The following is a 13,148-nucleotide window of genomic DNA, read 5'->3' on the forward strand; positions in this document are numbered from 1 at the left end:
ATAAATAAAATCACAAGCCTGCTTGCGAATGAGCTTCATGTTGCGATTCCCGGTATTTCACGGTGTATTTCCCTGTACCGATCAGGAGCTTTCCTGGCAAAGAATCCTAATTTCCATTTCAGCGCCTTTTTTCTTATTTCTTTTTATTTATAATTCTTCCCGCTGATAATAAAGAAGGACGCCCCTGCATTTACACCTCATTCATAAAAAGACTTCCCGCCTAACTTACCTAAAAGTTAGTTAGCTCATTTTTAAATGAAATAGTGGGAATACGCTGTATTCGCGCATGCCCCAGGCTCAATGGATATGCATTCAGGATTTAAGTGATATTAAAGGGATATGCTGCGGTGAATGCGACAATTTTGATAACCCAGGATCGCTATCTTTACCAGGGAATAAAAGGCTATTTTCCCGACCCCATTCTGTTGTGCTCCGTGGAAAGAAGGAGTTTCAGCTTTGGCTACGAAGAGTACGCCGTGCTGGTCGATAGCCGCCTGCCGCTGGTGCAGTGGGAAAACATCATTACCAGCGCAGAAAAGGCCGACGCGCCCGTGCTCTGCATCATGCTTGATATGCGCCACAGCGAACTCTCCCCGCTCAGGCTCAAGTGGAGTCTCGACATGTCTATGTCGCACAAGGACGTGGAAGCTCTGTTCACGCTGCTGCAAAAGGTGAAAATCGACCGCCAGGCCAGGGAATGGTTTTACGACATGCGCCTTAGCGTAAACGAACGCACAATGATGGCCTTGCTTAGGAAGGGGTTACCCATGGAGGCCGTGGCCGCAAAACTCACTACGTCGCTTAAAAGCCTGTATCGCAGGCGAAGCGAGCTTTACGAAAGGCTTGGGCTGAGCAATTTTAACGAGGCCTGCCTGCTTATGTTTACCGATGAAGAAAACAACTATCCGTGATTCAGGCAGCGGTTACGTTTAGGTAGCCGCCACCATTGGGGCTCAGGATTGCTGCAGCGGCAATGTAGTCATGCAGGTTTGGCTGTCATCAAAGGTGGCAAAAGCGGAGTGCGCGGCGCGGCCCTGATAGCTGACGCTCACCGTCCCTTCGGTATTGCGCGGCAGCCACACGCCGATGAAGCCGTTTGGCTGGCTGGTAAGCGTTTTATTCAGGATAACGTTGCCCGCTTTATCGGTAATTTTGACCTCAAAAGGCGTATTGGCCATTTCACCCTGGCAGCCGGAAAGGCTGTGATTGAAGCAAGGATGCGTTTGCTGCAGGTATGGCGCAAACGACAGATAGAACTTGTCCCCCAACGGATAGCTAAACTTCTGCTGCCCGTCCGAAAGCACCAGCTCGCGGCTGGTGATCCCGGCGCTAAAGCCCAGCGGGCGAGCCTGCGGGGACTGGTCGATAGCCTCAACCATTTGCTCGGTGGTTTTTCCCGCCAGCCCATGTTTCGCCAGAAAGGCATTTGCCTCAGGCGTTGATGCCAGAGCGGTGCCGCTGAGAGTCAGCGCCAGTAACGCCGTCATGATACGTGTTTTCATTCTGTTTCCTTTTCCAGAGTAAGGTTTAACCATCACTGACGCGGACGTTACACCTTCCCCCAGGGGGAAGGTCAAAGGTGTGACGGTAAAGAAAGGTAAGGCGATGTATTTATGGCGTTTTAATTGATTTTTATCAAATTTCCTGACACCTCTGGCTGAAGTGAATATCCACTTTATTCCCGGTGACGAAAGCTTCACTCAGGGCGCCCCTGGACTTCATCTGCCCATCCACGCAATGGGATCTAAATCACAATTTTCAGGGAGTTAGCGTCGGGTAAAAACCGCTTAGCCTGCCCCACAACCGCTTATCCCTGAATACGACCACTCGGCCACTCTTTTTCCCCTCTTGCCGCGAAAATCGCCACGCTATAGCTGGCCTATTTTTATGCCCTTCTTTTACACCAACCAGGTTCAGCGAGACGGCAAACAGGCATGACGCCGGGGCTGACAAACGGATGAATTATGAATAAAAATAAATTTCTCAAACATATACCCTGGGTGATTCTGGGGATCATCGGGGCCTGCTGTCTGGCCGTCGTCGCCCTACGGCGGGGGGAACACATCAGCGCCCTGTGGATAGTGGTAGCCTCGGTGTCGGTCTATCTGGTGGCCTACCGCTACTACAGCCTCTACATCGCCCAGAAGGTGATGAAGCTCGACCCAACGCGAGCGACCCCGGCGGTCATTAATAACGACGGCCTGAACTATGTTCCCACTAACCGTAATGTCCTGTTTGGTCACCACTTCGCGGCAATAGCCGGGGCGGGACCGCTGGTCGGCCCGGTACTGGCAGCGCAGATGGGCTATTTGCCCGGCGTGCTGTGGCTGCTGGCGGGCGTCGTGCTGGCCGGGGCGGTGCAGGACTTTATGGTGCTGTTTATCTCCTCACGCCGAAACGGGGCTTCCCTTGGCGAGATGATCAAAGAAGAGATGGGGCCGGTGCCGGGCACCATTGCCCTGTTCGGCTGCTTCCTGATCATGATAATTATCCTGGCCGTGCTGGCGCTTATCGTGGTGAAAGCGCTGGCCGAAAGCCCGTGGGGCGTATTTACCGTTTGCTCGACGGTGCCGATTGCGCTGTTTATGGGCATTTATATGCGCTTTATTCGTCCGGGTCGGGTCGGCGAAGTATCCGTTATCGGGATTGTGCTGCTGGTCGCCTCGATTTACTTCGGCGGTGTTATTGCCCACGACCCTTACTGGGGCCCGGCGCTAACCTTTAAAGACACCACCATAACCTTTACCCTGATTGGCTATGCATTTGTTTCTGCTTTGCTGCCGGTGTGGCTGATCCTTGCCCCACGCGATTACCTGGCCACCTTCCTGAAAATTGGCGTTATCGTCGGCCTGGCGATTGGGATTGTTATCCTCAATCCTGAGCTGAAAATGCCGGCGATTACCCAGTACGTGGACGGCACCGGCCCGCTGTGGAAAGGCGCTCTGTTCCCGTTCCTGTTTATCACCATTGCCTGCGGGGCAGTGTCCGGTTTCCACGCGCTTATCGCCTCCGGCACGACGCCAAAACTGCTGGCCTGTGAAACCGACGCTCGCTTTATCGGCTACGGCGCGATGCTGATGGAGTCCTTTGTGGCGGTGATGGCGCTGGTTGCGGCCTCCATTATCGAACCGGGCCTCTACTTCGCGATGAACACGCCCCCGGCGGGCCTGGGTATTACCATGCCAAACCTGCACGAGCTGGGTGGTGAAAACGCGCCGATGATTCTGGCGCAGCTGAAAGATGTCACCGCTCATGCGGCGGCAACCGTCAGCTCCTGGGGCTTCGTGATTTCGCCGGAGCAGATCCTGCAAACGGCGAAAGATATCGGTGAACCTTCCGTGCTCAACCGCGCAGGCGGTGCCCCTACGCTTGCCGTCGGTATTGCGCACGTGTTCCACAAAATCGTGCCGGTAGCCGACATGGGGTTCTGGTATCACTTCGGTATTCTGTTTGAGGCGCTGTTTATTCTTACCGCGCTGGATGCCGGTACCCGCTCCGGCCGCTTTATGCTGCAGGATCTGCTGGGTAACTTTATCCCGTTCCTGAAGAAAACCGACTCGCTGGTCGCAGGTATCATCGGCACCGCTGGCTGCGTAGGCCTCTGGGGCTACCTGCTTTATCAGGGCGTGGTCGATCCTTTGGGCGGCGTCAAAAGCCTGTGGCCGCTGTTCGGCATCTCCAACCAGATGCTTGCCGCCGTCGCGTTAGTGCTGGCAACCGTGGTACTGGTGAAGATGAAGCGTACTCAATACATCTGGGTAACCGTCGTCCCTGCCGTCTGGCTACTTATCTGCACCACCTGGGCGCTGGGCCTGAAGCTGTTTAGCAGCAACCCGCAGATGGAAGGCTTCTTCTTCATGGCCAACCAGTATAAGGCGCGCATCGCCGCAGGTGGAGCCGATCTCACGGCCCAGGAAATCGCCAATATGAACCACATTGTGGTCAACAACTACACCAACGCTGGCCTGAGTATTCTGTTCCTGGTGGTGGTTTACAGCATCATTTTCTACGGCATTAAGGCCTGGAAAGAGGCGCGTAAAATCGATCGCCCGACGGACAAAGAAACGCCGTACCAGCCGGTGCCTGAAGAAGGTATTAAGATTTCTTCCGGCCACTGATCGCAACATTTTACAGCCCCACATTAGTGGGGCTCAGATTGATGACAAACAGCCGAAAAACGTGGTTTTCGACTGTTTGGGGCAAACCAGAGAACATTATTCATTGTTTTTAGTAGACCTGGGGTCTGACTTTTTTAGAGCAATGAACTTTGTCAGCAGTCTCAGCCCCACATTAGTGGGGCTTTAATCACTTAAGGAGCGGCGGATGTTTGATAACTTAGGCGCTGCAAAAAAATATCTCGGCCAGGCGGCACGAATGCTCGTTGGCATCCCGGACTACGACACTTACGTGCTGCATATGCAGACGAACCATCCGGACCAGCCGCCCATGACCTATAAAGAATTCTTCCGCGAGCGCCAGCAGGCACGCTACGGCGGAGATGGCAAAGGCGGCATGCGCTGCTGTTAACAGGAAAGACGCGATGACACAGATTGCAGTGACCGTATTAACCGGCTTTCTCGGCGCAGGGAAAACCACCCTGTTACGCCATATCCTGCATACCCAGCAGGATGAGAAAATCGCCGTTATTGAAAATGAATTTGGCGAAACGCCTATCGACAGCCAGCTGATTGGCGACCGCGCCACCCGCATCACGACCCTGAGCAACGGCTGCATCTGCTGCACGCGGTCGAGCGAGCTGGAAGATGCCCTGCTGGACCTGCTTGAAAGTCGGGACAAAGGTGAAATTCACTTCGACAGGCTGATTGTCGAATGCACGGGGATGGCCGATCCAGGCCCAATACTTCAGGCCTTTTTCGCCCATGAAATCATCTGCGAGCGCTACCTGCTGGACGGCGTAATTACGCTGGTGGATGCGGTACACGCGGCTTCGCAGCTGGATCAGTTCCCGCTGGCGCAGTCGCAGATTGGCTACGCCGATCGCATTCTGCTCACCAAAACCGATGTCGCTGGTGAGTCCGCTGATTTACTGGAACGCCTGCAGCGCATTAACGCTCGCGCCCCGGTTTACCCTATCCTGCACGGCAATATCGATATTGCGCTGCTGTTTAACACCCGCGGCTTTATGCTGGAAGAAAACGTCGTGGCGACAAAACCTCGCTTCCACCGCATTGCCCCGCAGCAAAATGAAGTCTCATCCATTGTGGTGACGCTGGATTATCCGGTGGCGCTGTCCGCCGTTTCCTCCGTAATGGAAAACCTGCTTTCCGGCTTTGCCGATAACCTGCTCCGCTACAAAGGAATGCTGTGGATTGAAGACCAGCCCTGTCGCCTGCTGTTCCAGGGCGTGCAGCGCCTTTACAGCGCCGACTGGGACCGTGAGTGGCAGGCGGATGAAACGCCGGGCAGCACGCTGGTGTTTATCGGCGTCTCGCTCCCGGAAGCCGAGATCCGCGACGCCTTTGCAGGATTAAAACAAACCGCATAACACAGCAGCATTACAGCCCGACCGCCTCTTTCAGTGACTTCAGGTAGCGGCGGCTCACCGGCACGGTGCGGCCATCCCGCAGCAGCAGCTCCGCCTGGCTGTTATCCTCCAGGCGGATCTCCTGTAAATAATTCATATTGACCAGATATTGCCGGTGGCAGCGCAGCAGCGGCGTGCGGCTTTCCAGAGTGCGCAGCGTTAGCTCGGTAAACCCTTCTTTGCCGTCACGGCTGGTGACATACACCCCGCTCATCCGGCTGCTGACGTAGGCCACCTCTTCCATTTGCAGCAGCCAGATTCGGCTGTGGCCGCTGCACGGGATAAATTTCAGCGGCAGCTGGCTGTCCGGCAGGCGGGAAACATCCTGCGCTTCGTTTTCCTGATGCAGGCGAGCCAGCGTTTTTTGCAGCCGCTGCGCCTCTATCGGCTTGAGCAGATAGTCAAAAGCGCACTCCTCAAAAGCCTGCACGGCGTATTCATCAAAAGCGGTGAGAAACACAATACGCGGCCGGTGGCGTTCATCCAGCATGCCCACCATTTCCAGGCCGCTAATGCGCGGCATCTGGATATCGAGAAACAGCACGTCCGGGCGCAGCTTGTGCACGGCGCTAATCGCCTCTATCGCGTTGGCACATTCCCCGACTATCTCAATCTCACCGTCGCTCTCAAGCAGGACGCGCAGGTTCTCACGCGCCAGCGGCTCATCATCAACAATCAACGCTCTCAACATACCAACTCCTCGGCGGGCAGGCGCACGGTGATGCAGGTAAAACGATCGGGCTCACAGCTCACGGCCAGGCCATAATCCTCACCAAACTTCGCGCGCAGCCGCTTGTCTACCAGATTCATCCCCAGCCCGTTACCGTTCTCATTTGGCCGGTACAAACCGGCATTGTCCTCAACGTCAACAAAGACGTTTTGCCCTTCTCCGCGTGCGCGAATGGTAATAATCCCGCAGCCCAGCAGCTGAGAGGTGCCGTGTTTAATCGCGTTTTCCACAATCGGCTGCAGGGTAAAAGCCGGCAAATGGTGATGAGCCAACGCTTCCGGCACCTGCAGTTCAACCGTCAGCCGAGTCTGGAAGCGAGCCAGCTCAATTTGCAGGTAGGCGTTCACGTGCTCAATTTCGTCGGACAGCGTGACGATTTCCGACGGGCGTTTCAGATTTTTGCGGAAAAAACGTCGAGAGGTACTGCACCAGCTGCCCGGCTTTGTCACCGTCGTGACGGATAACCGCTTTCAGCGTATTCAGCGCGTTAAATAAGAAGTGTGGGTTCACCTGCGCATGCAGCAGCTTGATCTCTGACTGCGCCAGCAGCGCTTTTTGCTGCTCGTATTTGCCCGCCAGGATTTGCGCCGAAAGCAGCTGCGCAATCCCTTCGCCGAGCGTACGGTTGATCGAGCTAAACAGCCTGTTACGTGCTTCGTAGAGTTTTATCGTGCCGATCACCCGCTGGTTTTCGCCCCGCAGCGGGATAACCAGCGTCGACCCCAGCTTGCAGTTTGGGTGTAGCGAGCAGCGGTAAGGCACCTCATTACCGTCGGCGTAAACCACTTCATTATTTTCGATGGCCTGCCAGGTGTAACCCGACGAAATTGGCTTGCCCGCCAGGTGGTGATCGGCCCCGGTGCCGATAAACGCCAGCAGCTTTTCTCGATCGGTGATCGCCACGGCGCTGATGTCCAGCTCCTGATGCAGCACTTTCGCTACCTTCAAGCTGTTTTGCTCGTTGAAACCCTGTCGGAGAATACCCTCGGTCGAGGCGGCTACTTTTAGCGCGGTGGCGGAGAACGCCGAGGTGTACTTTTCAAACATCGCGCGTTTATCCAGCAGGATGCGCATAAACATCGCCGCCCCCAGCGTGTTGGTGACCATCATCGGCGCGGCGATGCTTTCTACCAGGTGAAGCGCGTCTTCAAACGGCCTCGCGATCAGCAAAATGATCATCATCTGCACCAGCTCGGCCACAAAGGTCACCCCTCCGGCCACCAGCGGGTTAAACAGCTTATCCGTTCTGCCGCGCTTGATTAAAAAGCTGTGGATCAACCCGCCAATCAGCCCTTCGGCGATGGTAGAGATCATGCAGCTTAGCGCCGTCATTCCGCCGAGTGAATAGCGATGCAGCCCGCCAGTTAGCCCCACCAACCCGCCAACCACCGGCCCGCCCAGCAGGCCGCCCATCACCGCGCCGATGGCACGCGTATTGGCAATGGAGCCTTCAATATGCAGGCCAAAGTAGGTGCCCATGATGCAGAATACCGAGAAAGTGATGTAGCAAAGCAGCTTGTGGGGTAGCCGCACGGTGACCTGCATCAGCGGTATAAACAGCCGGGTTTTGCTCATCAGCCAGGCAATGACCAGGAACACGCACATCTGCTGCAATAGCAGCAGGACCAAATTGAACTCGTACATCTGCAGACACTCTCCGTTCTCAACGGCGGGAAAGATACAGCGAGCAGAATATAATTTCCGGGGCATAGCTCAGATTTGTTAAATTTGAATTCCAAAATAAGTCAGATTGTTGCGGCTGACAGCCCGGATATAAAACTAAAAAAAGCAAAACGAACAATTATCGAGCAACAAAAAGGACAGCCGATAAAACGCATTCATATACAGGTTTTTATTTATAATCGTCGCCCTCAGGACCCACCCCGCCGAATGTTATTTAACGTTTTTAATTAACCGCATTGAATATAAGCAATGCCATATTTCAGCTAAAGGATATTCTCACCAGGCAGAAAAAGCCGATGGATTATTTATATTTCTTATCGCTATAAGTCATATTTTTATATTCTTCTGGCAAACAGTATTAGCAGGTAGTATCGACCAAATACAGACGACTCAACGCCCAGAACGCGGCACGCGTGCGGCTATTGCCAGCAGAACATGCTGTTGCCGTGGGGAAGTTTCAGCAGTTAAGGAATAGAATAATGATCGTTCTTTCGGGCGTATCAAAAGTATTTGCCAGCAAACATGGGGCGATTACCGCCGTAGATAATATTCACCTGTCCGTAAATAAGGGCCAAATATACGGCATTATCGGCTACAGCGGGGCAGGTAAAAGTACGTTAATCAGATTATTAAACGGGCTTGAAGCGCCCTCTTCCGGATCGATTATCGTGGCCGGGCAGGACATTGCGAAAGCCAACGGCGAGCGGCCTCCGCCAGGCCCGCTTAAAAGTCAGCATGGTCTTCCAGCACTTTAACCTGCTGTGGTCGCGCACGGTTGCCGAGAATATTGCGTTTCCCCTACAAATTGCCGGCGCGAACAAACGTCAGATTCAGCAGCGTGTTGGTGAGCTGATCAAACTGGTTGGCCTTGAGGGCCGCGAAAATGCCTGGCCATCCCAGCTTAGCGGCGGCCAGAAGCAGCGCGTTGGCATTGCCCGCGCCCTGGCAAATAACCCGGACGTGCTGCTTTGCGACGAGGCCACTTCAGCGCTGGATCCGCAAACCACCGACGCCATTCTCGATCTGCTGCTCGACATTAACCGCCAGCTCAACTTAACCATCGTACTCATCACCCATGAGATGCACGTGGTACGCAAAATTTGCCAGCGCGTGGCGGTGATGGAAAACGGCAGAATCGTTGAAGAAGGCCCGGTACTGGAGATTTTTACCCACCCTAAACAGCCCATCACACAAACCTTTGTGCGCCAGGTGACTAACCACGGTGCGGCCAGCGAACCGTTCAACCCGCATTGGGTTCAGGGCTTAAACGGCAGCATTCTGAAACTGATTTTCCCCGGCGGAGAAGCTCAGCAGCCGGTGATAGCCGACGTTATTCAGCACTTTCACGTGGCGCTGAACATTCTGCACGGCAACATTACCCAGACGGCAGACGGCGCGTTTGGCGAGCTGTACGTCCACGTGGATGACGCCAGCCAGCTAGAAAATATTGTGCAATACCTGAATCAAAAGCGGGTAGAAACTGAGGTTATTCGACATGCTTGAGCAATACTTCCCGCATTTAAAACTCGACAAGCTATGGGCCGCCACGGGCGAAACGCTCTACATGACGGCCTGGTCCGGGCTGGCAACGCTGGTCTTTGGTATTGCGCTAGGCGTGCTGCTGTTTCTGACCTCTCGCGGCCAGCTGCTGCAAAACCGCCTGGTTTATTCAGTGGTCACCGTGCTGGTAAACGTCTTCCGTTCGATCCCGTTCATCATTCTGATCGTCCTGCTGATCCCGTTCACTAAAACGCTGGTCGGCACCATTTTGGGCACCAATGCCGCGCTTCCGGCGCTGATCGTCGGCGCCGCACCTTTCTACGCACGGCTGGTAGAAATTGCGCTGCGCGAAGTCGACAAAGGGGTTATCGAAGCCACGCGTTCGATGGGGGCGAAAACCCACACGCTGATTTTCCGCGTACTCCTGCCTGAATCTTCTCCGGCTCTGGTTTCCGGCATCACCGTCACCCTGATCGCGCTGGTGAGCTACAGCGCTATGGCCGGGGTTATCGGCGCGGGCGGGCTGGGCAACCTCGCCTATCTGGAAGGGTTCCAGCGTAACCATAACGACGTCACGCTGGTGGCCACGGCCATGATATTAGCGATCGTTTTTATTATTCAGTTTATCGGCGACCGAATTACGCGCCGGCTCGATAAGCGCTAACGGTTCTTCAGCTTTCGGGCGGCAGAGATGCATTCTGGCGCCCGGAGTTCCACGGCAATGCACTTCTAATCACTAATGACGACTGGACGAAATAATGAAAAAACAGTTTATGATGTTAGCTCTGGCTTCTTTAACCGCCTTAAGCCTCCAGGCCAACGCCGCTGAAAAGCTGGTTGTGGGCGCTTCCAACGTGCCGCACGCGGAAATTCTCGAGCAGGCGAAGCCGATTCTGGCGAAAGAAGGTATCGACCTTGAGATCAAAACCTTCCAGGACTATATCCTGCCGAACACCGCGCTTGCCGAGCGTGAAATTGACGCCAACTACTTCCAGCACCAGCCGTATCTGGACTCGGTTCTGCAGGATCATAAAGGCGATAAAAACTACGATTTCGTCAGCGCCGGGGCTATCCACGTGGAGCCCATCGGCATCTACTCAAAGAAATACAAAAGCCTGAAAGATCTGCCGCAAAACGGCAAGGTGATTATGCGTGACTCGGTGGCCGAAGAAGGCCGCATTCTGGCTATCTTCCAGCGCGAAGGCGTGATCGCCCTGAAGCCGGGCATCAAGCCGGTTAATGCCCGTATCAGCGACATCGCCAGCAACCCGAAAAATCTGCAGTTCAAAGCGGATATTGAAGCCGCCCTGCTGCCGCAGATGTACGCCAATAACGAAGGCGATGCGGTGGTTATCAACGCCAACTACGCGCTTGATGCGGGCCTGAACCCAATCAAAGATCCTATTGCCGTAGAAAGCACCGAAGGTAACCCGTATGCCAACATCATCACCGTGCACAGCGCCGACGTTAAAAAACATGACATCGTCGAGCTGGTGAAGGTCCTGCACTCTAAGCAGATTCAGGCCTGGATCAACGAGAAGTATCACGGCGCGGTTGTGCCGGTTAACCAGTAATCCTGAAAACGGGGCGCAATGCGCCCCTCTTCTTAGCCGCGAGTTAGCGCCGCGTACTCTTCCGGGCTAAGGTAAAGCTCGCGGTACTTGTCATCAACCTGCTGCCACATCCTCTGGGAGAAATAGAGCGCCGCAGGCAGCGGATGGTGATGAATCATCAGCGAATCCGCCTGCCCTTGCTCATTGATATGCACCCACACGGCACACTCTACGGCCACGCCGTCAACGCTTGCGCGGTAAGACTCCATAAATAACCGTTCGCTAACATAATCCCGGTAGGTAAAGCGCTGGAAGTCATACAGCGGAATGGCCGCTTTCAGGATCTCCAGAATCGCCGTTTTGCCGTGAACCGACGCTTTTAGCACCACGCCTTGCAGGCTCGCGTCATCGGCGAGTATTGCCAGCCAGGGTGGCGGCCCCTGCACGTCGAGAATGGGGGATGCGGTATCATTAAATAACATAGAACTCTCCTGAGCGATCGGTGGCGTGATGGTCCCGTATAAGGTGCAGAGTAGCGGGTGTTTTTCAGTGAAAAAAATGATAAAACGCCCGAACATTACGGACCAAAACGCTCGAATAGAGGTATGACTATGGATCGCCTGTCCAGCCTGACCTATTTTGTTCGCACCGCAGAGTTGGGCAGTTTTGTCCGCGCCGGGCAAGCCCTGGGGCTTTCCGCTTCGGCGGTGGGAAAAGGGATTACGAGACTTGAGGAGCAGCTTGGCGTGCGACTTTTTCACCGCACCACCCGCAGCCTGCAGATGACCTCCGAAGGCCGGGTTTACTTTGAGCGCTGCCGGCGCATTCTGCAGGATTTGGATGAGGCGGATGCCCTGCTTTCCCATGTCAGTGAAACGCCCCGGGGCCGCCTGCGAGTTAGCCTGCCCGCCGCCAGCCATATCCTGTTTGAAGCAGCCATTATCGCTTTCGTTCGCCGTTATCCGGACATCGATCTCGATCTGGATTTCATCGACAGGCTGGTGAACCTGATTGATGAAGACGTGGATATTGCTATCCGAACCGGCGAGCTCCCGGATTCTCGCTTGATGCGTCGCGCATTGCCCTCTTTGCAGCTTATTCTCTGTGCTTCCCCGGCCTATCTTGCCCGGCATGGGGTACCTCAATCGCCCCGGGAACTGGAGGGACATTGCGGAATTCGATTCCGCTATGTGAACACCGGCAAGCTGCAGGCCTGGCCGCTGCGCGATCTGTCAGAGCTTGCGGATATTCGCACCCGCACCGTGTTCAGTTCGAACAATATGGAAATGGTACGCAGCGCGATCGTTAACGGCCTGGGCGTTGGAGCCGTGCCTGATTTTATGATTGAACCCCAGCTGGCGAGCGGTGTTGTGCAACCGCTGCTGGGTGAGTATTTGAAAGCACCGGGGCAATTCCAGATGGTCTGGACTTCGGGGAAACAGCTTTCGTCAAAGATCCGCGTTTTTGTCGACTTTATCAGCGACTTTGTCACCCGGCAGCGGCAAAATGGTGTTCATGGAGTAGCCGCCAGGTGAACGTGCAGATGGCAGATTTTGTTTTTCTTATTGGCCCCGGTGGCGCGGGTAAAAGCACTGTGGGGACCTTACTGGCCGCCAGGCTAGGCTATGAGTGCACCGATCTCGACGATGAGTTTTGTACCCACCTCATGAATATTCGCGAATTTATTGGCCTTTTTGGCTATGAGCGCTACCTCGAGGAAAATGCGAAATTACTCGAAACATTACTGGCAAAAACCGACGTCAGTACCGTTTTCATTCTCTCTTCCGGCTTTCTTGCAACGGATATTCGGCCTGACATCGTGGAGCAAAACAGAGATCGAGTACAGCGTGCAGGCACGTCGGTGCTGCTCTTGCCCTCTCGTGACTACCGTGAGGCGCTCAGCTGCATTGTTGAACGCCAGTTAAGGCGGGGTTTTGGTCTGAAAAGAGAAAGCGAAATCGCTAAGTTCGGCCAGCGTTTTAGTCAGTATCTCTGCCTGGGTGATGTACAGATATTTTCTATGGACGCCCCTGAGATCGTTGCCGCCCACGTCGCGAATGTAATAAGCGCCCGTGAGCCGCGTATGAACCGCTATATTGACTAACACAAGCCCGACACCACCGAAGGTAACACCACG

General features: G+C 54.6%; 13 protein-coding genes and 1 pseudogene. 10 read left to right on the top strand and 4 right to left on the bottom strand.

Annotation, left to right across the window (positions count from 1 at the left end; genetic code table 11):
• Positions 1 to 347: 347 nt before the first annotated feature.
• On the top strand, positions 348 to 911 hold the full coding sequence (locus tag JT31_RS02525) for a LuxR family transcriptional regulator (protein ID WP_038482682.1): 564 nt from the start codon (positions 348 to 350) through the stop codon (positions 909 to 911).
• A gap of 42 nt (positions 912 to 953) precedes the next feature.
• On the opposite strand, the gene cueP is transcribed toward JT31_RS02525, so the two are convergent.
• Positions 954 to 1,502 carry a copper-binding periplasmic metallochaperone CueP gene (cueP, locus tag JT31_RS02530; protein WP_038473012.1) on the bottom strand — a complete coding sequence of 183 codons (549 nt, stop codon included), beginning with the start codon at positions 1,500 to 1,502 and terminating at the stop codon, positions 954 to 956.
• A 462-nt stretch (positions 1,503 to 1,964) separates the two neighbouring features.
• Here cueP and JT31_RS02535 point away from each other — a divergent pair, with 462 nt between their 5' ends.
• The 3 genes from JT31_RS02535 (at position 1,965) to yjiA (ending at position 5,506) form a co-directional block, all read left to right on the top strand.
• Positions 1,965 to 4,118, top strand: coding sequence for a carbon starvation CstA family protein (locus tag JT31_RS02535; protein WP_038473013.1), 2,154 nt, complete (start codon positions 1,965 to 1,967; stop codon positions 4,116 to 4,118).
• Positions 4,119 to 4,323: 205 nt separating this feature from the next.
• A complete protein-coding gene (locus tag JT31_RS02540) occupies positions 4,324 to 4,527 on the top strand; it encodes a YbdD/YjiX family protein (protein ID WP_008460696.1) in 204 nt (67 codons plus the stop codon).
• 13 nt (positions 4,528 to 4,540) lie between these two features.
• Positions 4,541 to 5,506, top strand: a complete 966-nt coding sequence (yjiA, locus tag JT31_RS02545; protein WP_038473016.1) for a GTPase — start codon at positions 4,541 to 4,543, stop codon at positions 5,504 to 5,506.
• Between the two features lie 10 nt (positions 5,507 to 5,516).
• Here yjiA and btsR read toward each other — a convergent pair whose 3' ends face one another.
• Positions 5,517 to 6,236 carry a two-component system response regulator BtsR gene (btsR, locus tag JT31_RS02550; protein WP_038473017.1) on the bottom strand — a complete coding sequence of 240 codons (720 nt, stop codon included), beginning with the start codon at positions 6,234 to 6,236 and terminating at the stop codon, positions 5,517 to 5,519.
• Positions 6,230 to 7,919 (bottom strand): annotated as a pseudogene (locus tag JT31_RS02555) (LytS/YhcK type 5TM receptor domain-containing protein). The gene btsR and the pseudogene JT31_RS02555 overlap by 7 nt, the downstream one beginning before the upstream one ends.
• Positions 7,920 to 8,437: 518 nt before the next feature.
• Here JT31_RS02555 and JT31_RS24220 point away from each other — a divergent pair.
• From JT31_RS24220 to JT31_RS02570, 4 genes are all read left to right on the top strand, one after another.
• Positions 8,438 to 8,713 carry an ATP-binding cassette domain-containing protein gene (locus JT31_RS24220; protein ID WP_326979632.1) on the top strand — a complete coding sequence of 92 codons (276 nt, stop codon included), beginning with the start codon at positions 8,438 to 8,440 and terminating at the stop codon, positions 8,711 to 8,713.
• Positions 8,643 to 9,461 (top strand): methionine ABC transporter ATP-binding protein, encoded by an 819-nt coding sequence (locus JT31_RS02560; RefSeq protein WP_326979633.1) that lies wholly within the window; start codon positions 8,643 to 8,645, stop codon positions 9,459 to 9,461. The genes JT31_RS24220 and JT31_RS02560 overlap by 71 nt, the downstream gene beginning before the upstream one ends.
• Entirely contained in the window at positions 9,454 to 10,122 is a 669-nt protein-coding gene (locus JT31_RS02565) for a methionine ABC transporter permease (protein WP_038473019.1), read from the top strand. Before JT31_RS02560 ends, JT31_RS02565 begins: the two co-directional genes overlap by 8 nt.
• 94 nt (positions 10,123 to 10,216) lie before the next feature.
• The gene (locus tag JT31_RS02570) at positions 10,217 to 11,032 is read left to right on the top strand and encodes a MetQ/NlpA family ABC transporter substrate-binding protein (RefSeq protein WP_038473021.1); all 816 of its coding nucleotides are present in this window, start codon (positions 10,217 to 10,219) and stop codon (positions 11,030 to 11,032) included.
• A 32-nt stretch (positions 11,033 to 11,064) separates the two neighbouring features.
• Here JT31_RS02570 and JT31_RS02575 read toward each other — a convergent pair whose 3' ends face one another.
• Entirely contained in the window at positions 11,065 to 11,493 is a 429-nt protein-coding gene (locus tag JT31_RS02575; RefSeq protein WP_038473023.1) for a hypothetical protein, read from the bottom strand.
• Positions 11,494 to 11,616: 123 nt separating this feature from the next.
• Here JT31_RS02575 and JT31_RS02580 point away from each other — a divergent pair, with 123 nt between their 5' ends.
• Complete coding sequence (locus tag JT31_RS02580) at positions 11,617 to 12,546, top strand: LysR substrate-binding domain-containing protein (RefSeq protein WP_200882453.1); 930 nt, start codon at positions 11,617 to 11,619, stop codon at positions 12,544 to 12,546.
• Between the two features lie 8 nt (positions 12,547 to 12,554).
• Positions 12,555 to 13,115: a shikimate kinase gene (locus tag JT31_RS02585; protein ID WP_052049061.1), complete on the top strand. Its 561-nt coding sequence runs from the start codon at positions 12,555 to 12,557 to the stop codon at positions 13,113 to 13,115.
• The last annotated feature ends 33 nt before the right edge of the window (positions 13,116 to 13,148 follow it).

Origin of the sequence: Cedecea neteri (assembly GCF_000757825.1) — a bacterium.
In the GTDB taxonomy this organism is placed as follows: Bacteria; Pseudomonadota; Gammaproteobacteria; order Enterobacterales; family Enterobacteriaceae; genus Cedecea; species Cedecea selenatireducens.

Excerpts from the sequence above, each read along its gene's own strand:
- JT31_RS02565 (WP_038473019.1), top strand. The coding sequence starts at position 9,454 with ATGCTTGAGCAATACTTCCCGCATTTAAAACTCGACAAGCTATGGGCC.
- JT31_RS24220 (WP_326979632.1), top strand. The coding sequence starts at position 8,438 with ATGATCGTTCTTTCGGGCGTATCAAAAGTATTTGCCAGCAAACATGGG.
- JT31_RS02575 (WP_038473023.1), bottom strand. The coding sequence starts at position 11,493 with ATGTTATTTAATGATACCGCATCCCCCATTCTCGACGTGCAGGGGCCG.
- JT31_RS02535 (WP_038473013.1), top strand. The coding sequence starts at position 1,965 with ATGAATAAAAATAAATTTCTCAAACATATACCCTGGGTGATTCTGGGG.
- btsR (WP_038473017.1), bottom strand. The coding sequence starts at position 6,236 with ATGTTGAGAGCGTTGATTGTTGATGATGAGCCGCTGGCGCGTGAGAAC.
- JT31_RS02580 (WP_200882453.1), top strand. The coding sequence starts at position 11,617 with ATGACTATGGATCGCCTGTCCAGCCTGACCTATTTTGTTCGCACCGCA.
- yjiA (WP_038473016.1), top strand. The coding sequence starts at position 4,541 with ATGACACAGATTGCAGTGACCGTATTAACCGGCTTTCTCGGCGCAGGG.
- cueP (WP_038473012.1), bottom strand. The coding sequence starts at position 1,502 with ATGAAAACACGTATCATGACGGCGTTACTGGCGCTGACTCTCAGCGGC.
- JT31_RS02570 (WP_038473021.1), top strand. The coding sequence starts at position 10,217 with ATGAAAAAACAGTTTATGATGTTAGCTCTGGCTTCTTTAACCGCCTTA.
- JT31_RS02585 (WP_052049061.1), top strand. The coding sequence starts at position 12,555 with ATGGCAGATTTTGTTTTTCTTATTGGCCCCGGTGGCGCGGGTAAAAGC.
- JT31_RS02540 (WP_008460696.1), top strand. The coding sequence starts at position 4,324 with ATGTTTGATAACTTAGGCGCTGCAAAAAAATATCTCGGCCAGGCGGCA.